Raw genomic sequence first — 19,631 nt, forward strand, 5'->3', positions numbered from 1 at the left:
AGCCGGCCGGGCCGATGGCTGTCACTCGGGCAAGACCTCCACGTTGACCTTGCCGGTGATGTTGTGGCCGAACCGCAGCGTCACCAGGTGGACGCCCAGGGTCTTGATCGGGGCGTCCAGTTCGACCATCTTGCGGTCGAACGGCTTCCCGATGTGGCGGGCGATGGCGTCGGCGACGTCCTTGTTGGTGACCGAGCCGAACAGGCGGCCGCCCTCGCCGCACTTCGCCCGCAGTTGGATCGTCTGGCCGTCGAGCCGGTCCCGCAGCGCGGAGAGCTCGGCGACCTGCCGCTGCTGCTTCTCCTGCTGCGCCTTCCGCTCCGCCTCGATGGAACGCAGGGCGCCCTCGGAGGCGGCCACCGCCAGGCCCCGGGGAATCAGGTAGTTGCGCGCGTACCCGTCCGCGACCTCGACGGTCTGTCCCTTTTTCCCGGTCCCCTTGACGTCGGCCTTCAGGATCACCTTCATGCCTATCCCTCCCGTTGACGGGTCTCCTCCGTTCGCTTCCACAGGCCGTGCCCCAGGCCGCGCACGTCAAACACCGTGTCCCACATGGCCAGCAGCACCAGCAGCTGCATCCCCAGCTGCCCGAGGAGCAGGAACGCGACGGCAAGGATCAGCACGGCCAGGCCCTTCGCCAGCCCGCGCCTCCGCATCCACCCGTAAGCCACAGCCAGCCCCGCCAGCACGAGGATGAACATGAGCGGCGTAAAGACGTTGAGCAGCAGCTTGCCCCACCAGGGCAGCGCCGTCATGTCTCCGCCGGCGAGCAGCGGCACCGCCAGGGAGATGAGCGCGTAGGCCCAGATAACCCAGATCGGCAGCCGGAACTCGGCGAACGGGGTCGACGGAGGCAGTGGGTGGCCAAAGCGCGGGAGGATGAGCCTGCAGAGCATGTAGTTGAACCAGCTGCTGAACGCACCGGCGAAGAACAGCGAGGCCGGCAGCAGGGTCCAGACCAGGCCCACCGCATCCCGGCGCAGCAGGTCGGCCATGTCCCGGTACTGCTGGGCCATCTGCTGCTGCGCGGTGGTGGCGGCGCCGTCCGCCGCGGCGGACTCGATCATCGCCGCTGTCTGCTCCATCACTCCCGCCATCATCTCCACCTGGTTCTGCACGGCGGGGGTCTCCAGCATGGCGACGAAGGGGTCGCGCCCGTCGAACATGACCACGCGGGTGACCGCGTACTCCAGAGCGAACCCCAAGAAGAAGGTGAGAACGGCCGCGAGGCCGATGGTGAGCGGCTTCCACTTGCGCCGGAAGCCCATGCCGAAGACGAGACCGGGCAAGATGCCGGCCGGGATGGCCAGGATGGCCGAGACCACGCCTGTGAACGCCATGGTGAACAGCGTGGCTGCGGTCGCGGTCATGACGGCGATGCGGCCGCCGTACCGGACGTAGGCCAGCACCAGCGGGATCGGCATCAGCACGGAGAGGCCCGGCACCAGGCTGAAGACGACCGTCATGGCCGCCATCAGACCGCCGAAGACCAGTCCCTGCACGCGCGTCGATCGGCTTTCCATGCGGTATGCTCCTTCGGGCAGGTGATCGGTGAGCGAACAGGGGGGCCCGCCGGACGCGGTGCCCCCCTCTTTGCGTTGCGCGGGCCGTCTACTCGACGGTAAACGGCAGCAGGGCCATGATGCGGGCCCGCTTGATGGCCACGGTCAACTGCCGCTGATGGCGGGCACAGTTGCCGGAGATGCGCCGGGGCAGGATCTTGCCCCGCTCGGTGATGTACCGCTTCAGGCGGGCGGCATCCTTATAATCCACGTGCTCGATCTTGTCGACGCAGAAGCTGCACACACGGCGCCTCGCGCGACGACCACGTTCACGACGCATGCGTTCTGTCCTCCTTTGATCTCAGAAGGGGACATCTTCATCGTCGCCCAGGGTCAGTTCGCTGCCCATGCCGTCCTCCCGGCGGGGCCCGGAGAAGCCGCCCCCGCCGCCGGAGTGGTCGCGGGCGCTGTCCAGGAACCGGACCGTGGTGGCGACAACCTCCGCCTTCTCCCGCTTCTGGCCGTCCTGCGTGGTGTACTGCCGGATCTGCAGGCGGCCCTGCACGGCCACCAGCCGGCCCTTCTGCAGGTAGTTGGCGACGGTCTCGGCCTGCTTTTCCCACACGACGATGTCGATGAAGTCCGTCTCCCTCTCGCCCTGTTGATTAACGGTTCCCCGGTCCACCGCCAGCCGCAGCGTGGCAACAGCCTTGCCCGACGGCGTGTACCGCAGTTCAGGATCCTTGGTAAGGCGGCCAATCAAGACCACGGAATTGAGCACATCCTTACCCCCTCGTGTCCCGTTACTCCGCGGGGCGGACGATCAGGAAGCGGACGACCTCGTCGGTGATCTTCAGGACGCGGTTCAGCTCGTTCGCGGTGCGGGGCTCCCCGGTGAAGTTGAAGACCGAGTAGAAGCCCTCACGCAGATGCTTGATCTCGTACGCGAGACGCTGCTTCTTCCAGGCATCCTGGCTCTCGACCGTCCCGCCGTTGCTGGTGATCAGCTCGGCGATCTTGTCGGACAGGGCCTGAAGCCCCGCCTCATCCAGGTCCGGACGGGCGATCACCATCATCTCATACTTCCGCACGACGGTAGCACCTCCTCCCTGTGGACTGATGGCTCCACCTGAAGTGGAGCAGGGAGGCAGCAGCCCAGCGGGCTGCGCCCTGGGATGGCACGACCTGCGTGCACATCCAACTCAATATAACACGCGCGGACAGGCCGCGCAAGCCTCTGGCTGAACGTCACTGCGGCGGTTGCTGCTGCTCCTGCGCCAGCTGGTCCTTCGGAAAGCGCTCGCGCACGGCTTTCTCGAACTTGGGCCGCGGGATCATGACCCGGTGCCCGCAGCCGAGGCACTTCAACCCGAAATCGACGCCCGTCCGGTAGATCTCCCACCGGTTCGACCCGCACGGGTGCGGTTTCTTCAGCCGCACCTGATCGCCGATCTCGTACCTTACCCGTTCCACAGCCGCAACCCTCCTCCGATGACCAGCCGCCGCATCCATTCAAACGCCTGGATCAGGTAGGGCGGCGTGACCGACTGGCTGACCAACTCGCCCAGCCCCCGCAGGCCGAACACCGAAAGGGTGGGCATCACCCAGACCAGGACCAGGTTCAGCGCGAGGACCGCCGCCGCGCCCAGGGCGGCGGCGCCCAGCAGCCGGTCGGACAGGCCGACGATGGGCAGGCTCTGCACCACGTCGGCGAAGAGGCTTCCCAGCCATCGCAGCGCCGCGGCGAGCAGGATGACGAGGAGGACAAAGCAGACGGCCGTGGCGGCGCCCTCGGCGATCTGCTGCGCGGCCAGCTCCAGGGCCGACGCCTCACCGGACTCGGCGGTGGCGCGGGCGACGTCCTGCACCAGCGCCGCCTTGTACGGCTGCGGGATCGCCACCTGGTCCAGAGACGCCGACAATGCCCCGCCGGCGTCGACCGAGCGGTCCAGGATCCCGTCGGCAATCCGGCCGGTCAGGTTCCACATCCCGTCCAGCCAGGCCACAACCGGGCCCGTTGCCCGTCCGGCGATCATGACCGCAGCCAGGAAGGACAGGAACCCCAGGAGCACGCGCACGATGCCCCGCACCCACCCGGCGCCCACGGCCAGGAGCAGGATGACGACCACCACCCAATCCAGGGGGCTCATCGCACTCAGGTCCATGATATCCCTACCTTCGCCGCAGCGGACCGGCGGCAGGTTGGCTCAGAGGCAGATGGCCAGGCCCAGAACGGCCAGCGCGAGCAGCACGCCGGTCGGCAGGCAGCCCAGCCGGCGCTTGAGGCTCCCGCTCATGTTGGCCATGTCCTGCCCGGCCTCCTGCCGGAATTGGGATCGCTTCAGCCGTTGGGCCTTCTTGATCGCCTCCACGGCCTCGTACACCTTCCCGAGCCGCTTGTACGCCGCATGGAGGTTCTCGTAGAAGGTGGGGTTGTCGGGGTCCAGTTCCACGGCCTTCTTGTACTTCTCCAGGGCGGCTTCGTAAGCCCCGCGGGAGTAGTCCAGATTCCCGAGGTTGCTGTACGCCTGGGGCAGTTTTGGATCGAGCTCAATAGCGCGGCGCAGGTGGACCTCCGCCGCGTCCAGGTCGCCCAGCTGGGCGAGGATGGCCCCGGTGCGGCTGTGGGCCCAGGCGACGGTCTCGTCCTCCGCCAGGACCCGCCGGTAGCGCTCCAGCGCCTCCTCCAGGTTCCCCCTGGCGTACAGGTCATCCGCCTCCTTCAGGATCGCTGACCGCTCGTCGTGTTCCATAAGCGCCTCCTGTGGCTGCTGGCTGCACATAGGCTGCCAGGCATTGCAGTATACTTCCCTGTACCACGGTCCCAGGGACCGGAGTCGGAGGGAAGGGACTTGGGTGAGGGTGGCAACTTGTCCGCACGGCGCACAGCCTCTCCTCCGGGGGAGACGCGCATTCATATGGACGACGCGGGCGCCCCTGCGGTGATTGCAGCCGCAGTGGAAAGGTGCGCCGCCGGGCTGATCCACCGCTGTGACGGTCTGGTGGCCCTGTGCATCGGGACCGACCGATCGATCGGCGACGCCCTGGGCCCGCTGGTGGGCAGCCGGCTCGCCGTCGCCCTGCCGGAAGGCGTCACGGTTCTCGGGACGCTGGACAAGCCGGTCCACGCCGGTAACCTGACCGAAGCCCTCGCCTGGGTCGCGCGGAACTTCCGGCGGCCCCTCGTGCTCGCGGTCGACGCCTGCCTGGGCAGGGCCGAGTCGGTAGGGTTTCTCGCCGTCGGTTCCGGCAGCCTTCGCCCGGGCGCGGGCGTAAGCAAGTCGCTTCCTCCTGCGGGCGACGTGTACCTGACCGGCGTGGTAAACGTGGGGGGGTTCATGGAATATTTTGTCCTGCAGAACACCCGGCTCAGCCTGGTCATGCGCATGGCCCAGGTCGCGGCCGCCGGTCTGGAGCAGGGCCTGCGGGCGCTGCTCATGCGGCACGGCCCGCGCCGTCAGGAACAGTGACGTGATCGCCCGTCCTGCTTGCACAGGGCGGGCGACTTGGCGCTGTTCAATCCCCCGGGGACCTGTCGGGCTGGGGCGGCTCGGCCGAGTCTGTCACAGACATGAGGCTGCGGCCGTGAAAGCGCGCCCCCTCGTGGATGACCAGATGGCCGCAGCGCACGTCCCCCTTCAGGTGCGCGCCGGGCAGGAGCTCCAGCTTCTCCGCCACCTCGACGTCGCCGTGGATCTCGCCGGCCGTCGCGAGGCTCCTCGCCTTGATGGTGGCCTGAATCCGGCCCTTGGGCCCGACGATCAGGTCGCCGTCGTGCTCGATGGAGCCCTCCAGGAAGCCATCCACCCGCACGACGCCGGACGACTGGAACGTTCCCTTGATCTGCGTGCCCTCGCCGATCAGCGTCTCGATCTTGCCGTGGGACAGGTTGTCCGCCGTGGATTTCTTGCGACTGCCGAACACGGTCATTCCTCCGGTCTCGATTCTAGGTACGGTTCGGGGTCTACGGCCACACCGTTCACCAGCACTTCGTAATGCAGGTGCGGTCCGGTGCTGAGGCCGCTGCTGCCCACCCAGCCGATCAGGTCACCGCGCTCCACTTCCTGCCCCTCGAACACGTTCCAGTCCTGGAGGTGGGCGTAGAGCGTGCGGTAGCCGTACCCGTGGTCGATGATGACGCATCGGCCGTATCCGCCTTCGAGCCAGTCAGCGTAGACCACCGTTCCGGCCCCGGTGGCGTAGACCGGGGTGCCGTAGTCCTGGCCCAGGTCGATGCCGTCGTGGAACTGCCAGCCATAGCCGAAGGGGCTCCAGCGCGGCCCGAACGGGTCGGTGATCTCCGCGCCGTACACCGGCCATCCGGCCGGTTTGTGCGCCAGGTAGTCCAACTTGGCCGCCAGCTGGTCCCTGCCGTCGGCCAGTGCGCGTACCGAGTCCCGAAGTTGGGCCAGTTGCCTGGCCAGTTGAGCCCGTACCGCCCTGGAGCTCTGCAGGCTGGAATCCATGGAGGAGGGCAGGCGCCCCAGCTTCAGGTCCATGGCCAGGGTGTTGCGCTTGCCCAGCACAAAGGGACTGACGTCGTCCGGCAGGATGCTGGCCAGGGTCAGTCCCGGGACCTGCTGCGAGTGGCTGGTTTCGGGCCCGCCCCGCGCCCCCTCGCCGGGGGGCGTGCGCCGGGTGAGCGCTGAACGGGAGGGCAGGGTGTCCTCCCCCTCCGTCATGTGCTCCAGGTCCTTTTCCAACCGCCGGATCTCCTGCAGTTCCTGTTCGACCTGCTCCGCCGTCGCCCGCATCCGCTCCAGCTCCTCCTGCTGGAGCCTGGCCTGCTGCTTCAGCGCCTCCATCTCGGCGAGCTCAGCGCGGAGCCGGGCAGCCTCCGTCTGGAAGAACCGGAGGCCCAGCGCCAGGGCGGCCACCACCAGAACGACCAGCCCGAGACCCGCCGCCAGCAGGGCCGGGTAGACGAAAAAGCTGTAACTGCGTCTGTTGGTGGATGGCACGACGATGAGCTGCACTCGTCCTGCCCGACGCGGCACCGGGTCTCGCTCCTTTCGTTCGCGTTCCTCGTGTTGGCCTGCGGCCCGAAACAGACAAACAGGCAATGTGGGGATTCAACCCAGCGTTGCCTGTTTCCTTCCTAGGTTATGACTATTGTCGTTACGCTTTTTCGTTGTCCACACCGCGTGCCAGGCGGAGCGCCTGTTTTTCCTCATCGGTGAGGGCGTAGCTGGAGGATCCGCCCCGGATGGGCTTGGCATAGGTACGGCACTCCGACCGGCCGTAGAGAGAGGTGACCACAACCCCGTTGTCCTCGCCGTCCAGAAGGGCGCACGAGAAACTGAGGTCTGCACCCACGTCCGGAAAAGCATTGTAACGAACGATACCGATGCGCTGCAGATACTTCTGGGAGGCGCTCTCCAGATCGCTGAGCCGCCTGCGGATGGACTCCTGTGCGGCACGCAGATCTGCGGTAGCCTGCTGCTGCTGGATGAGCAGGTCTTCGAGGCTGGCGTTCGTGTTGCCCCTGAGCAGGCTTCGGTAGCGGCGCAGGAGGATCGACTGCCGCACCAGCACGATCAGCATGATGACGATCGCCACAATGCAGAACCCGAGCGCCGTAAACGCCACGAGGAGAGGGTCTTGCTGCAAAAGGACTGCCACGGGGAAGGCCTCCCTGTCTCTTGCCAGTGTCTTGACAAACCGGGAGCGGACGCGCTCCCGGGTCGGTAAAGGTCATCGCTTCATTAGAAGACGGTCAGGGCCGAAGTGTTCCACGTGGAACACTGGGGCCGGGCGTACCAATGCATGACGATGCTCCCGCCTGAGATCCTTTGGGGTGCTGAGGTCGTTCACGGCGTCATCTTGCGCCGGGCCATACGGAGGCGGCAGGTGGTAAGCGCTTTCGCAAGGCCGCGCGCAGGCAGTGTGCCGGTCCTCCCCGTCACGGAGCGTCGGTTGTCCGCCAGATCGGGGCAATCCCCCATGCCAGTGAAGCGCCTTCCTCGGGGCGTGTCGTGCCTGACGGTAAGGACCATGTGCCGCGTCACCCGGGCCACCTGACGGCGTTTGACCAGCAGTGCCGGCCGGTGCTGCGGTGGCATGTCTGCCCGCTCAATAGGCGGCAGTGTTCCACGTGGAACATCAGTGGAAAAGCGCCGCATCAGACCCGAGGGCGTTCTGTCACTGCCCGTCCGTGTACCTTGCATAACCGCGGGTCGAGTATACTTCTCCGCCTGAGGTCCCACCACCTTCCGCGTTGTTCCACGTGGAACATCTCCCACTGGAGCCCCGGGGCTAGGAGCCTGTCTGAGTAAGCCAGTTCTGTAGGAGCAAAAGGGTTCGGTGTCCAATGTCTTCAGCATGAGCAAGAAGACGTATCGACCGTATGAGCCCAATCAGCTGTTGCTGCTGCCCCCTGCCCTGCAGGACTGGCTTCCGCATGACCATTTCGCTTACTTCCTGAGTGATGTCGTGGACTCACTCGATTTAAGCCAAATCGAACAGACGTACGAGCGAGAGCTACGAGGTTACCCACCGTACCATCCGCGGATGATGGTCAAGGTGCTGCTGTACGCCTACTGTAACGGCGTCTACTCCTCTCGCAAGATCGAACGCCGGCTGCAGGAGGACGTAGCCTTCCGCGTCCTTGCGGCCAACAACCAGCCCGACTTCCGGACGATCAGCGATTTCCGGAAGCGGCATCTAAAGGCCCTCTCCGACCTGTTCCTGCAAGTGGTCAAGATCTGCAAGAAGGCCGGACTGGTTCGCCTGGGTCATGTGGCCTTGGATGGCACCAAGATCAAGGCCAACGCCTCCAAGCACAAGGCGATGAGCGATAGCCGGATGGTGGAGGAAGAACAACGCCTGAAGGCGGAGATCGCAGAGCTGCTCCAGAAAGCCGAGCAAGCTGACCAGGCCGAGGATCACCGCTTCGGCCCACATCGTCGTGGGGATGAACTGCCCGAAGAACTCCGCTTCCGTGAGCGGCGGCTGGCCAAGATTCAAGAAGCCAAGGCTGCTCTGGAAGCCGAAGCGCGCCTGAGGGCCGGCGCTGACGAACATGAGCCTCCCGAGGAGCCGGGACCCAAGGGGCCCAAGGGCGGTCGTCGGCGGAAGCGGCCGAAGGCAGAACCCGCACCAACAGCGCAGCGCAACTTTACGGATCCCGATTCCCGGATCATGAAAGGCTCTGATAAGCAGTTCATCCAGGGGTACAACGCCCAGGCCGTCGTCGATGCCGATACGCAGATTGTCGTCGCTGCTGCCGTAACAAACCAGGCGGCAGATGCTCCGCACTTGATCCCCATGATGGAGCAGGTCGAAACCAATGTCGATGAGATGCCGGAGGAGGTTTCTGCCGATGCAGGGTACTTCAGTGAGCAAAACGTTCAGTGGCTCTTGCAGCGGCGAATCAATCCCTACATTCCTCCGGAGAAGCAGCGGCACAGCGAACGTCGCCGTGCGAAATCACCACGCGGCCCGATTCCCAAGGGAGCAACGCTTCGGGATCGGATGCGGCGGAAACTGCAGCTAAAGCGACACGCCGAGCGCTACCGAAAGCGAGAGCAGAGCATTGAGCCGGTCTTCGGGCAGATCAAGGAGGCTCGTGGTTTCCGGCAGTTCCATCTCCGTGGACTGGAAGCAGTCAACGGGGAATGGCTTCTTGTGTGCCTTTGCCACAATCTCTTGAAGCTCTACGCCTTCAGCCAGGCCGCATAGGCCCGAAATCTGCCTTCAGACAGCGCATGAAGAAGTAGGCACGATCGTTGATATCCAATCATTGGGAGTCTGCCCCTATCTCACGTGCGGTTACCCGGACAGGCTCCTAGGTTCCCGACTGCGTTTCACCGGCTAAGTCCACGGTCTGCGCGTCGGCGGCATGGTCGACACCGGGCGTCCAAGACGCACCCTCCTTGCCGCTGGTGCATTTGCGCATCTTTTGCACATTGATCGCCGCGTGTCCTACGTCCCCTGCTCCCCCATGACCGCCACAGGCGGCCCTCGCTGCCATGTCCGTGTAGCCCCCTCCGCCCCGGGGGCTTCCCGTCAGAGGTTCACATGGCCACACTCAGGCGAACACAAGCCTTACCACGGAGGGATCTGGACTGCTGTCGGCGTACGAAATCGCACGAGCAGCACTCTTCGCCCACCAGGACACCCAGAAGCCACGGGTTGTCACGGCCCGATCGGTTGAGGAGTGTTTCGCGTGGTGTGTGGACTGTTCTGGTGTTCCACGCGGAACATCGCGCACCAGAGGGGTCTGCCATCTCCCGTCGCTGGCCGTTCGTCCCCGTCGCGTACCGACTCCAGTGCAGGTCCTGTCCACCGTTGTCCCCGCGGGTGTCCTGCAGCACGGTGTTCCACGTGGAACACCGGGTCTGTCCGGCGCTTACGACAGCGGCATCCCGCGCATCTGTCAGCACGCCGTGTCAACGTTCCACGTGGAACACTGGTCCTTCAGGTCAGCACAAGCTCACCACTGCGAATCGCGCCCTCCCCTTCACACGCACGCCCTACACGGCCCGAGTCCGCCGGCGGCACACCCCCCAGGCCGAAACCGCGTCGGACCCATCCCCTACCGCGCCCCGATGTTCCACGTGGAACACGCTCTCCGGTTGCCTGCCCCCGTTGCTACCATCCCACGGCGATACCAACCTACCGCGCCCTCCAGCCCACCTGCTGGCGGCAAGGGAAAGGGCACGGCATGCAGTCCGCTCCACGTCCCGGCCATGACGCCACCAGGACTGACCCCTCGCCCCTTTTCGGGGACTCCAGTTCCACGTGGAACACACCCCAATGCCGTCAACTTCTCAGACGCGGAAGAACCTCCTTACTTCGTCAGGCGGTCGACGACGTTGAGGGCTGACCGGCAGCCTCGGCCTCGTGTTCCACGTGGAACACCGCCGGACCATCGCAGACCCACCCAGCCACGATGCCGAGCTTTAGCCGTCTGGTGATACCTGCAACTGGCCGAACACCGACACGAAGGAGCCGCACCCTGAGCGATCCGCGGCTTCCTGCTTATGGACCCGCTCCGGAGCCTTCCCTCTGTTCCACGTGGAACACACTCGCTCGGAGAGGGCCTCATCATCCGCAACCAAGTGAGCACTTCCCAGCTGTCGGCCGGCCCGCCATCTCCACGCCCTGTCGCCCAAACTGCTCCGGGCTTCCCAGGAGACGCAAAATCCCGCCCGGGGATCCAGCCCGAGCGGCCTCACCGCCACAGCCAAGGTTGCACGTGGAACATCCGCCACCGCATGCCCACGGGACGCTCAGCTCTGAGCTCAGCCGCCACCCCACGCACCTGTTGGGGCGGGCAACTGTTCCACGTGGAACACAGGCAGCCCGATCCTTCCTGGACCACCACCCCCGCAGACAAAGTGTTCCACGTGGAACAGCAACCGCGGATCCTCGACGCGCGCTGTTCCACGTGGAACACCTTACACCCGGAACGGCTCCCGGGGCGGTCTCGGCCGCTCCATCCGCTGACCCACGCCGAGCGCCTCCAGCAACCGGTTCAACCCGTCCTCGTCAAAGAACGTGATCTCCACCCGCCCCCGGTCGCCGCTCCAGTGGAGCTTCACCGGCGTACCCAGCTGCTCCCGCAGCTGCTGCTCGACGGCGGCAAGATCAGGGGGCAACTTTCCCTTCGCTCTGGCCCGAGGCCTCTGCCGCCTCTCCCGGGGCGTCAGTTCGTCCTCCAGTTCCCGCACGGACAGCCCCTTGGCGATGACCATCTCCGCCAGGGCGACCACCCTTGCGGGGTCCTCCACTCCGCACAGCACCTTGGCGTGCCCCATACTCAGCCTGCCGGCCCGCACCTCATCCTGCACCTGCGCCGGAAGCTGCAGAAGCCGCAAGGTGTTGGCCACCTGGGACCGGCTCCGCCCCAACCGCTGCGCCAGCGCCTCCTGCGTCAGGCCGAAGCTCTCCATCAGGGTGCGGTAGGCTTCGGCTTCCTCCATCGGATTCAGGTCCTCGCGCTGCAGGTTCTCGATCAGGGCAATCTCCATGCGCTCGGCGTCGCTGAACTCCCGCACCAGGGCCGGCACCTTGGTCAGGCCCGCCAGTTGGGCCGCCCGCCACCGCCGTTCCCCGGCCACGATCTCGTATCCGTCCCCCGCCTTCCGGACCAGGATGGGTTGCACGATCCCGTGCTCCTTGATCGAGAGCGCCAGCTCTTCCAGGCGGACCTCATCAAACTCCTTCCGAGGCTGATCCGGGTTGGGCCGAATCACCCCGATCTCCAGCTCCACCACGCCCAGCCGTTCCCGATCGGCCGGATCGATCCCCGGGATCAGGGCGCCGATGCCCCTACCCAGCCCTTTCTTCGACACGCTCGATCACCTCTCTGGCCAACTCCATGTACGCTTCTGCGCCCTTCGACCGGGGATCGTACAACGTGATCGGCAGTCCATGACTCGGCGCCTCGCTCAGCCGCACATTCCTCGTGATGATCGAGCGATAGACCTGCCCCTTGAAGAAGCGCTTTACTTCCTCGACCACCTGAATGCTCAGGTTGGTCCGGCCGTCAAACATCGTCAGCACCACGCCCTCCACTTCCAGGTTCGGGTTGAGGGCTTCCCTCACGAGCCGGAACGTGTCCATCAACTGCGTGAGCCCCTCCAGCGCATAGTACTCGCACTGGATCGGGATCAGGATCGAATCAGCGGCCGTGAGGGCGTTGATCGTCAGAAGGCCCAGCGAAGGCGGGCAGTCCATCAGAACGAAGTCGTACTGGTCACGCACCGGATCCAACGCCTGTTTCAGCCGGCTCTCCCGGGCGATCCGGGGAACCAGCTCGATCTCGGCGCCGGCCAGGTCGATGGTCGCCGGCACCACCTGCAGCCCCCTGACCCGGGTGTTGACCACCGCCTCCTGCAACGGAAGCTCGTCCAGCAGCACGTCGTACACCGACGCTTTCAGGCGCCTGCGGTCCAGACCGAGGCCCGACGTGGCGTTGCCCTGGGGGTCGACATCGATCAGCAGGACCCGCTTGCCCAGGTCCGCCAGGCAGGCGCTCAGGTTCACGGCCGTGGTCGTCTTGCCGACGCCACCCTTCTGATTGGCGATAGCGATGACCCGACTCACTGCTGACACTCCTTCCGAGACGGCACCGGTACGGCCGTGCTGGAGCACAGTGCCTTTCAACTCGTAATTGATTCGTCATGCCCCTACCCGTTCCTGCCCCTCCACCCGATCCCAACCGGCGGGCGGCCACCCGCAGTCAGGCGCTCCGCCGCCCTGCGCCCCGACCGCTGCCACCTTCACGCCAGCCACGGATCTCGCCGTCGCACAGCGATATCAAGAGAAAAACCGGAGGAGCGGATCTCCGCCCCTCCTTCTCGCAGGCGTCCCGGCCGGACCGGTCCGCCACCGGCTAATGCGAACCTCCGTTCGTAGCCCCAGGGCCCCTGAGAGCCCCGCTGCGCCCCTTTTCGGCCCTCAAGAGTATCTACATATACCTATCTGTCCGATTGCCCGCGAAGGCCCCTGACGGCCCCGCTGCGCCGTCTTTCAGAGCGGGCTCTTCGCGGGCACGCCGGCCCGCCGGGGGTAAGCCTTCGGCGTCGGCCTCTCCTTGCGGATGAGCACCAGGGACCGGCGTCCTCCCCCGTCCGGCAGCTCCAGCTCCCGAACCTCCTCCAACCGGCCCCCGAGCTTCTCCACCGCGGCTTCTGCGGCAAGGATCTCCTCCCCCACGGACGGGCCCTTCATCGCCAGGAACCGGCCGCCCACCCGGGCCAACGGCAGACAGTACTCCGCCAGCACTCTGAGCTCCGCCACCGCCCGGGCCGTCACCAGGTCGTACCGCTCCCGGTGCGCCGGGTTACGGCCGACGTCCTCCGCCCGGCCCCACACGACCTGATAGCCCTCGCCTCCCGCGAGGGGCCCGATCACCGCCTGTCCGACCTCCTCCAGGAACCGGCAGCGCTTCTGCAGGCTCTCCAACAGCGTGAGATCGATGCCGGGGCGCAGACACTTCCACACCACCCCCGGAAAACCGGCACCGGTGCCGACGTCGATCACCCGCTGCCCCGGCTCCACGCCCGCGACGGCCAGGCCGGAAGCGGCGTCCAGCGCGTGCTTGATCACCATCTCCTGCGGGTCGGTGATGGCGGTCAGGTTCATGCGTTCGTTCCACTCCCGCACCAGGTCCAGGTGGAGCAGCACCGCCTCCACCCCGCCCGGTTCAGCCTCTACCCCCAGGCTGGCCAATCCCTCTTCCAGCAAGCCCCGGTACGCCGTCGCATCCATCTCCTGTCTACGCCTCCTCCGCACGGTCCCGCGCCCTTGCGAGCCGGTCCAGGTGAACCATCAGGACCGCCACGTCGGCCGGCGAGACGCCCGAGATCCGACTGGCCTGGCCCAGGGTCTCCGGCCGGATCCGCGAGAGCTTCTCCCGGGCTTCCATGGAGAGCCCCGTCAGCGCCTGGTAATCCAGCGTCGGCGGGATCCGCCGGGCCTCCATCCTGCGCATCCGATCCACCTGCTGTTGCTCCTTCGCGATGTACCCCGCGTACTTGACCTGCGTCTCCACTTCCCGCCAGATGGCCTCATCCAGATCCGGACGGCCCAGACCCATCTCCACAAGGTGCTCGTAGCGCACCTCGGGCCTCCGCAGCAGCTGCTCCAGGGTCACGCCGGCCTTCAGGGGCGCCGAGCCCAGCCGCTCCAGCACCCGCTGCACCTCCGGCGCCGGACCCACCACGGTCCGGGCCAGCCGCTCCCGCTCCGCCTCGATGCCGTCCCGGAGCGCGACAAACACCTCCCAGCGGGCGTCGTCCACAAGGCCGTATTCCCGCCCTTTCTCGGTGAGCCGGAGGTGGGCATTGTCCTGCCGGAGCATCATCCGGAACTCGGCCCGGGAGGTCAGCATCCGGTACGGCTCCGGCGAGCCTTTGGTCACCAGGTCGTCGATCAGCACGCCGATGTACCCCTCCGAGCGGCTGATCACCAGGGGCTCCCGTCCCTCCACGTAGCAGGCGGCGTTGATCCCGGCGATTAACCCCTGGGCGGCCGCCTCCTCGTAACCCGACGTACCGTTGATCTGCCCGCCGCAGAAGAGGCCCCGAACCAGCTTGGTCTCCAGGCTGGGCTTCAGCTGCGTGCTGACGATGTAGTCGTACTCGATGGCGTACCCCGGCCGCATGAGCTCGGCCTCCTCCATCCCCGGAACGGTGCGGACCAGTTCGATCTGCACTTCCTCGGGAAGGCTGGTGGAGAGGCCCAGCACGTACATCTCGTGGGACTCCCGCGACTCGGGCTCCAGGAAGACCTGGTGGCTCTCCTTATCGGCGAAGCGCACCACCTTGTCCTCCACCGACGGGCAGTACCGGGGCCCACGCCCCTCGATGACGCCCGTGAACATCGGGGCGCGGTGCAGGTTGCGCCGGATCAGCTCGTGGCTCGCCGGGGTCGTGTGGGTGAGCCAGCAGGGCAGCTGCTCCCGGTGGTCCAGGGGCGACATGAAGCTGAACCGGTGCGGTTCCGGGTCGCCGTCCTGCCGCACCATCCGGCTGAAGTCCACGGTGCGCCCGTCCACCCGCGGGGGCGTGCCCGTCTTGAATCGCCCGACCTCGAAGCCGAGCCTCTTCAGGCTCTCGGTGAGCCCCACCGCGGGCGCCAGCCCGCCGGGTCCGGAGGAGCGCTGCACCTCGCCGATGATCGTCCGGCCGTGCAGGTAGGTGCCGGTGCTGAGCACCACCGCCTTGGCGCCGTAGAAGATGCCGGTGGCGGTGACGATCCCGCGCACCCGCCCATCCTCCACCACGATCTCCTGCACCATCGCCTGCTTGAGGTCCAGGTTGGGCGTGCGCTCCAGCACCAGCCGCATCGCCCAGGCGTACGCCCGCTTGTCGATCTGCGCGCGCAGGGCCTGCACCGCCGGCCCCTTCCCGCTGTTCAGGAGCCGCATCTGCAGGAAGGTGGCATCGGCGGTGAGCGCCATCTGCCCGCCCAGGGCGTCAATCTCCCGCACCAGGTGCCCCTTCGCGGGCCCGCCGATGGACGGGTTGCAGTTCATCGCTCCGATGTTCTCCAGGGTCGTGGTAAAGCAGGCCGTGCGCATGCCCTTGCGTGCGGCCGCGAGCGCCGCCTCGATTCCGGCGTGCCCGGCGCCGACCACGATCACGTCGTACTCCTTGGTCAGGCCCATCCCGCTCACTTCCCAATGCAGAACCGGCTGAAGATCTGGTCCAGCAGCTCCTCGCCGGCCGTCTCGCCGGTGACCTCCCCCAGGGCCATCCAGGCGGCACGCAGGTCGATCGCCACCAGCTCGTCCCCTAGCCCGCTCTCCAGGGTCGCCTGCGCGTCCCGCAGGTGATTCCTGGCACGCCGAATCGCTTCGGCCTGCCGGGCGTTCACCAGCAGTTCCTCGCTGGCGTCGAAGGCCCCCGCCACCCGGGCGACCTCCGCCTCCAGCGCGTCAAACCCTTCCCCCGTCTCGGCCGAGACCCCCACCACCGGAGCGCCGCCCAGCGCCTCCCGCAAGGCCGACAGCTCGAACGCCGGATTCAGGTCGATCTTGTTGGCCACCCCGACCCGCGCCGCGCCTTGCGGCAACTGGGAGATCCACTCCCGATCCTCCGGCCCCAGCCCGGCCGCGGCGTCCACCACCACCAGAACCAGATGCGCCTGGGCCAGGGCTTCATGGGTGCGCGCCACCCCGATCCTCTCCACGGGATCGTCCGTCGGCCTGAGGCCCGCCGTGTCGAAGAGCTGCACCGGCACGCCGCCCAGCTCGACCCACTCGGCGATCACGTCCCGGGTCGTGCCGGGGATCGGCGTCACAATCGCCCGGTTCTCCCGCACAAGCCGGTTGAGCAGGCTTGACTTGCCCACGTTGGGCCGCCCCGCCAGCACGGCCCGCAGCCCCTCCCGCAGGATGCGGCCGGTGCGGGCGCCGCCGAGCAGCCGCTCCACCTCGCCCAGACACCAGGCGCAGCCGGCCGCCACTTCCTCCCGGGTCTGCACCTCCAGCTCCAGCTCCGGGAAGTCGATGTCCGCCTCCAGGTGCGCCATCATCTCCATCAGCCGTTCCCGGATCCGCCCGATGGCCTGGCGCAGGCTGCCCCTCAGGTGGGCGACCGCGGCTGCCATCGCCCGGTCGGTCTTCGCCCGGATCAGGTCGACAACGGCCTCGGCCTGCGACAGGTCGAGCCGGCCGTTGAGGAATGCCCGCCGGGTGAACTCTCCCGGCTCCGCGAGGCGCGCCCCGGCCTGCAGCGCCTGCTCCAGCACCCGGCGCACCGCCAGCTGGCCGCCGTGGCACTGCAGTTCCACCACGTCCTCGCCCGTGTACGAGTGCGGCCCCCGCATGACCAGGGCCAGCGCCTCATCGATCCGATCACCGCCCGGCGTGACCACCCAGCCGTAAGTCACCGTGTGCGAACGCCGGCAACCCAGCGGCCGGCCCCGCCGCGGGCGGAAGATCCGCTCGGCCACCTGCAGGGCGTCGGCCCCGCTTATCCGCACGATGCCAATGCCGCCCTCTCCGGCTCCGGTCGCGATCGCGGCGATGGTCTCCTCCCCCACGGCTTTTCCTCCTTTCAACAACAGTGGCCGGGTAGCGATGCTACCTGGCCACCGGCACCCTTCTAATCCTTCTTATAGATGACCACCCTGCGGAACGGATCCTGTCCCTCGCTGGCCGTCGTCACACCCGGGAAGTCCTGCAGGGCCAGGTGGATCACCCGGCGCTCCTGGGCGCTCATCGGCTCCAGCACGGCCCGCTCGCCGGTTCGCACGACCCGCTCCGCCAGCCGCCTGGCCAGGTTCGTCAGGGTCTCCGTCCGACGTTTGCGGTACCCTTCCACGTCCAGCAGGATCCGCGGCCCATGCCGGTCGGAGCGGGCAGCCACCAGGTTGGTCAGGTACTGCAGCGCGTCCAGCGTCTGTCCGTGATGGCCGATCAGGATGCCGGCCTCCTGGCCGGTAATGTCAACGTGGATATACTCCCCGTCCTCGCGGATCTCCATCCGCACACCGACGCCCATCGCCTCGCAGACGTCGCCCAGGAAGGCCTCCACCCGTTCGGCCCGGCTCTCCTTCACGGTTACGCGAACGGTAGCAGGCCGTGCCCCGATGCCGAGGAAGCCCCCCTTCCCCTCATCCAGCACCTCAACGGTAACCCGGTCGGACGGCACGCCAAGCTCCTCCAGCGCCGCCGCCACCGCCTCGTCTACCGTGCGGCCGCTCCGCTGCACGCTTCTCATGTCGGTTACGCTTCCCCTTTCGAGCCGAGGCTGCCCTTAAACCGGGGGAACCCCGGGTAGATTGCTTGCTGGATCAACCCGAAGAAGGTGCTGACCACCCAGTACAGGACAATGCTGGACGTCGGCATCGTGAAGGCAATCCAGCCGAACATGATGGGCATGATCCACATCATGACGCGCTGGTTGGGGTCCGTCGTCGGCATGCCCGTCAGGTACTGCTGCAGGATCATGGACACGACGGTCAGGATGGCCAGCGGGATGTCCCGCTGACTCAGGTCGGCCCAGAGGAACTGATAGGTATAGTTGAACTTCGTCGGGTCGAAGGCATTGAAGACCGCAAACAGCGCGTAAAGGATGGGAAGCTGGACCAGCAGGGGCAGACAACCCGAGAACGGGTTCACCTTCTCGCGCTGGTACAGGGCCATGAGCTCCTGGTTCAGCTTCTCCGGATTGTCCTTGTATTTGTCCTGCAGCTCCTTCATGAGCGGCTGCACTTCCTGCATCCGCTTCATCGAGCGCATCTGGTAGACGGTAAGCGGCAGGATGACGATGCGCACCACCACGGTGAGCAGGATGATGGCCAGGCCGTAGTTGCCCGTCCACTTCAAGAACACTTCCAGCAGTTTGGTCATGGGCTGAACCAGCCACTCGGGAACCAAGAACGAGGTGATCAAATATGGAAACCCCCCAGGAGAATTCGGGATGTCGGCGGCTAAGGGACCGGGTCGTACCCGCCCGGATGAAAGGGGTGGCAACGAAGCACGCGGCGCACCGCGAGCCAGGTGCCCTTTATGGCGCCGTACTTGGCGAGCGCCTCATAGGCATACTGCGAGCAGGAAGGGGTAAAGCGGCACGTCGGTCCGCCCTTGAGCGGCGAGAGGTACCGCTGGTAGAAGCGCACCAGCAGCATCAGAAGACGCGTCATGACCGTCTATCCTTCCCGCTGCAGAAGACCCGCCCGTTCAAAGAGTTCCTCGACCTTCTGCCGGAGTTCCGGGAACGGCATGTCCAGCGCTGCCTGGCGGGCGATGACCACAATGTAGTATCCCTGCCGGACGCGCGGCCAGAGGAGGCGCACGGCCTCACGCAGGCGCCGCTTCGCCCGGTTGCGCACCACGGCCTTGCCGAGCTTCCGTCCTGCCGCGAAACCAACCCGGGTAGGCGTCCCCGCCTGCTGTTTCAGGACGTGGACGACCGCAGCCCGGTTGGCGACAGAACGCCCCTGTGCGTACACCGACTGGAAAGCCAGCCGCGATTTCAGCCGATAAGCCTTCTTCATCCGTGTCGGGAGAGGATTCGCCGGCAGGCCGGCGCTTCCCTCTCCATCCGCTCCTTTTATGGAAAAAGAGCCACGACGGGAGGCCGTCGCGGCTTATACGGTAAGGCGCTTCCGACCCTTCAGGCGCCGGGCCTTCAGGACCCTGCGGCCGCCCCGAGTGCTCATGCGGCTCAGGAAGCCGTGCGTCCGCTTGCGCGAGCGGTTGTGCGGCTGGAACGTGCGCTTCAACAGGAACACCCCCTAAACGGCACCGCAAAAAGACACACGCGGATTATACCGAAGTCAGGTACTGCCCGTCAAGCCAGATCGTACCGGCGCCGGCGCGGAAACCGCCCGCGGGCCGTCCCCAGTTTCCACACACAGTTCATCCCCAGCCGCACGGCCTTGTGGACGACGACTCACAGGATATCCACGCGCGAGCAGGAGGTTATCCGAGATTCGCCGTACCCTTTCCCCAAAGAATCAAAGAGCAGGGGATAACCCCGCCGGAGTTTGTTGATAACTTTCCCGCGCTCTGGTATGATCTAGTCAAGCCCGTCCACCTCCGCGCCGCGGAGGTTGGAACTGGCTCACATCTTTTTATGCACAAGTTGTGGACAAGGCTGTGTATAAGATGTTGATACGCCGTGGTCGTGCTGGCGATATTTTCCGTACCGAGGGGGCCACTGCACT

The 19,631-nt window shown here is 66.5% G+C and carries 23 protein-coding genes; 2 read left to right on the plus strand and 21 right to left on the minus strand.

Annotated features, from left to right (window positions below; translation table 11 throughout):
* Positions 1-21: 21 nt before the first annotated feature.
* The 8 genes from rplI to STH_RS16565 form a co-directional block, all read right to left on the minus strand.
* Positions 22-468, minus strand: a complete 447-nt coding sequence (gene rplI, locus STH_RS16530) for a 50S ribosomal protein L9 (RefSeq protein WP_043714423.1) — start codon at positions 466-468, stop codon at positions 22-24.
* Positions 469-470: 2 nt separating this feature from the next.
* Entirely contained in the window at positions 471-1,523 is a 1,053-nt protein-coding gene (locus STH_RS16535; RefSeq protein ID WP_011197429.1) for a DUF2232 domain-containing protein, read from the minus strand.
* Positions 1,524-1,611: 88 nt separating this feature from the next.
* A complete protein-coding gene (gene rpsR / locus STH_RS16540; RefSeq protein ID WP_011197430.1) occupies positions 1,612-1,842 on the minus strand; it encodes a 30S ribosomal protein S18 in 231 nt (76 codons plus the stop codon).
* A gap of 21 nt (positions 1,843-1,863) precedes the next feature.
* Positions 1,864-2,283 carry a single-stranded DNA-binding protein gene (locus tag STH_RS16545; protein ID WP_011197431.1) on the minus strand — a complete coding sequence of 140 codons (420 nt, stop codon included), beginning with the start codon at positions 2,281-2,283 and terminating at the stop codon, positions 1,864-1,866.
* Positions 2,284-2,305: 22 nt separating this feature from the next.
* On the minus strand, positions 2,306-2,593 hold the full coding sequence (gene rpsF / locus STH_RS16550; protein ID WP_011197432.1) for a 30S ribosomal protein S6: 288 nt from the start codon (positions 2,591-2,593) through the stop codon (positions 2,306-2,308).
* A gap of 157 nt (positions 2,594-2,750) precedes the next feature.
* Positions 2,751-2,975: a DUF951 domain-containing protein gene (locus STH_RS16555; RefSeq protein ID WP_011197433.1), complete on the minus strand. Its 225-nt coding sequence runs from the start codon at positions 2,973-2,975 to the stop codon at positions 2,751-2,753.
* Entirely contained in the window at positions 2,963-3,667 is a 705-nt protein-coding gene (locus STH_RS16560; RefSeq protein ID WP_011197434.1) for a CvpA family protein, read from the minus strand. Before STH_RS16560 ends, STH_RS16555 begins: the two co-directional genes overlap by 13 nt.
* Before the next feature lie 42 nt (positions 3,668-3,709).
* Complete coding sequence (locus tag STH_RS16565) at positions 3,710-4,255, minus strand: tetratricopeptide repeat protein (RefSeq protein ID WP_011197435.1); 546 nt, start codon at positions 4,253-4,255, stop codon at positions 3,710-3,712.
* Between the two features lie 165 nt (positions 4,256-4,420).
* On the opposite strand from STH_RS16565, the gene yyaC reads away from it, so the two are divergent.
* Positions 4,421-4,972, plus strand: coding sequence for a spore protease YyaC (gene yyaC / locus STH_RS16570; RefSeq protein ID WP_011197436.1), 552 nt, complete (start codon positions 4,421-4,423; stop codon positions 4,970-4,972).
* Positions 4,973-5,018: 46 nt separating this feature from the next.
* Here the strand turns inward: yyaC and STH_RS16575 are convergent, their stop codons facing one another.
* From STH_RS16575 to STH_RS16585, 3 genes are all read right to left on the minus strand, one after another.
* Positions 5,019-5,426 carry a bactofilin family protein gene (locus STH_RS16575; protein WP_043714426.1) on the minus strand — a complete coding sequence of 136 codons (408 nt, stop codon included), beginning with the start codon at positions 5,424-5,426 and terminating at the stop codon, positions 5,019-5,021.
* A 2-nt stretch (positions 5,427-5,428) separates the two neighbouring features.
* Entirely contained in the window at positions 5,429-6,499 is a 1,071-nt protein-coding gene (locus STH_RS17655) for a M23 family metallopeptidase (RefSeq protein WP_148205620.1), read from the minus strand.
* A gap of 121 nt (positions 6,500-6,620) precedes the next feature.
* Positions 6,621-7,124 carry a DUF4446 family protein gene (locus STH_RS16585; protein WP_011197439.1) on the minus strand — a complete coding sequence of 168 codons (504 nt, stop codon included), beginning with the start codon at positions 7,122-7,124 and terminating at the stop codon, positions 6,621-6,623.
* Between the two features lie 699 nt (positions 7,125-7,823).
* Here STH_RS16585 and STH_RS16590 point away from each other — a divergent pair.
* Complete coding sequence (locus STH_RS16590) at positions 7,824-9,182, plus strand: IS1182-like element ISSyth1 family transposase (RefSeq protein WP_011197441.1); 1,359 nt, start codon at positions 7,824-7,826, stop codon at positions 9,180-9,182.
* A gap of 1,721 nt (positions 9,183-10,903) precedes the next feature.
* Here STH_RS16590 and STH_RS16595 read toward each other — a convergent pair.
* The 10 genes from STH_RS16595 to rpmH all read right to left on the minus strand — a co-directional run bounded on the left by STH_RS16595 (position 10,904) and on the right by rpmH (position 19,187).
* The gene (locus STH_RS16595; RefSeq protein WP_011197443.1) at positions 10,904-11,800 is read right to left on the minus strand and encodes a ParB/RepB/Spo0J family partition protein; all 897 of its coding nucleotides are present in this window, start codon (positions 11,798-11,800) and stop codon (positions 10,904-10,906) included.
* Complete coding sequence (locus STH_RS16600) at positions 11,778-12,554, minus strand: ParA family protein (RefSeq protein WP_011197444.1); 777 nt, start codon at positions 12,552-12,554, stop codon at positions 11,778-11,780. The genes STH_RS16595 and STH_RS16600 overlap by 23 nt, the downstream gene beginning before the upstream one ends.
* 426 nt (positions 12,555-12,980) lie before the next feature.
* On the minus strand, positions 12,981-13,721 hold the full coding sequence (gene rsmG / locus STH_RS16605) for a 16S rRNA (guanine(527)-N(7))-methyltransferase RsmG (protein ID WP_011197445.1): 741 nt from the start codon (positions 13,719-13,721) through the stop codon (positions 12,981-12,983).
* Positions 13,722-13,728: 7 nt separating this feature from the next.
* A complete protein-coding gene (gene mnmG / locus STH_RS16610) occupies positions 13,729-15,621 on the minus strand; it encodes a tRNA uridine-5-carboxymethylaminomethyl(34) synthesis enzyme MnmG (protein ID WP_011197446.1) in 1,893 nt (630 codons plus the stop codon).
* A gap of 5 nt (positions 15,622-15,626) precedes the next feature.
* Entirely contained in the window at positions 15,627-17,000 is a 1,374-nt protein-coding gene (gene mnmE, locus STH_RS16615) for a tRNA uridine-5-carboxymethylaminomethyl(34) synthesis GTPase MnmE (protein ID WP_011197447.1), read from the minus strand.
* A 62-nt stretch (positions 17,001-17,062) separates the two neighbouring features.
* Positions 17,063-17,680: an RNA-binding cell elongation regulator Jag/EloR gene (gene jag, locus STH_RS16620; protein WP_011197448.1), complete on the minus strand. Its 618-nt coding sequence runs from the start codon at positions 17,678-17,680 to the stop codon at positions 17,063-17,065.
* A 5-nt stretch (positions 17,681-17,685) separates the two neighbouring features.
* Positions 17,686-18,354, minus strand: a complete 669-nt coding sequence (locus tag STH_RS16625; RefSeq protein ID WP_050742340.1) for a YidC/Oxa1 family membrane protein insertase — start codon at positions 18,352-18,354, stop codon at positions 17,686-17,688.
* Positions 18,355-18,392: 38 nt separating this feature from the next.
* The gene (gene yidD / locus STH_RS16630) at positions 18,393-18,605 is read right to left on the minus strand and encodes a membrane protein insertion efficiency factor YidD (RefSeq protein ID WP_011197450.1); all 213 of its coding nucleotides are present in this window, start codon (positions 18,603-18,605) and stop codon (positions 18,393-18,395) included.
* Between the two features lie 6 nt (positions 18,606-18,611).
* On the minus strand, positions 18,612-18,959 hold the full coding sequence (gene rnpA, locus STH_RS16635; RefSeq protein WP_011197451.1) for a ribonuclease P protein component: 348 nt from the start codon (positions 18,957-18,959) through the stop codon (positions 18,612-18,614).
* A 93-nt stretch (positions 18,960-19,052) separates the two neighbouring features.
* Complete coding sequence (gene rpmH / locus STH_RS16640; RefSeq protein WP_043714428.1) at positions 19,053-19,187, minus strand: 50S ribosomal protein L34; 135 nt, start codon at positions 19,185-19,187, stop codon at positions 19,053-19,055.
* Positions 19,188-19,631 lie beyond the last annotated feature (444 nt).

Origin of the sequence: Symbiobacterium thermophilum IAM 14863 (genome assembly GCF_000009905.1) — a bacterium.
Lineage (GTDB): Bacteria > Bacillota > Sulfobacillia > Symbiobacteriales > Symbiobacteriaceae > Symbiobacterium > Symbiobacterium thermophilum.

Bases quoted from the DNA above. Each gene is read 5' to 3' on its own strand.
- yidD (WP_011197450.1), bottom strand. From the start codon at position 18,605: ATGACGCGTCTTCTGATGCTGCTGGTGCGCTTCTACCAGCGGTACCTC.
- jag (WP_011197448.1), bottom strand. From the start codon at position 17,680: ATGAGAAGCGTGCAGCGGAGCGGCCGCACGGTAGACGAGGCGGTGGCG.
- STH_RS16560 (WP_011197434.1), bottom strand. From the start codon at position 3,667: ATGGACCTGAGTGCGATGAGCCCCCTGGATTGGGTGGTGGTCGTCATC.
- mnmG (WP_011197446.1), bottom strand. From the start codon at position 15,621: ATGGGCCTGACCAAGGAGTACGACGTGATCGTGGTCGGCGCCGGGCAC.
- STH_RS16535 (WP_011197429.1), bottom strand. From the start codon at position 1,523: ATGGAAAGCCGATCGACGCGCGTGCAGGGACTGGTCTTCGGCGGTCTG.
- STH_RS16590 (WP_011197441.1), top strand. From the start codon at position 7,824: ATGAGCAAGAAGACGTATCGACCGTATGAGCCCAATCAGCTGTTGCTG.
- rpsR (WP_011197430.1), bottom strand. From the start codon at position 1,842: ATGCGTCGTGAACGTGGTCGTCGCGCGAGGCGCCGTGTGTGCAGCTTC.
- rplI (WP_043714423.1), bottom strand. From the start codon at position 468: ATGAAGGTGATCCTGAAGGCCGACGTCAAGGGGACCGGGAAAAAGGGA.
- rnpA (WP_011197451.1), bottom strand. From the start codon at position 18,959: ATGAAGAAGGCTTATCGGCTGAAATCGCGGCTGGCTTTCCAGTCGGTG.
- rsmG (WP_011197445.1), bottom strand. From the start codon at position 13,721: ATGGATGCGACGGCGTACCGGGGCTTGCTGGAAGAGGGATTGGCCAGC.
- yyaC (WP_011197436.1), top strand. From the start codon at position 4,421: ATGGACGACGCGGGCGCCCCTGCGGTGATTGCAGCCGCAGTGGAAAGG.
- STH_RS16565 (WP_011197435.1), bottom strand. From the start codon at position 4,255: ATGGAACACGACGAGCGGTCAGCGATCCTGAAGGAGGCGGATGACCTG.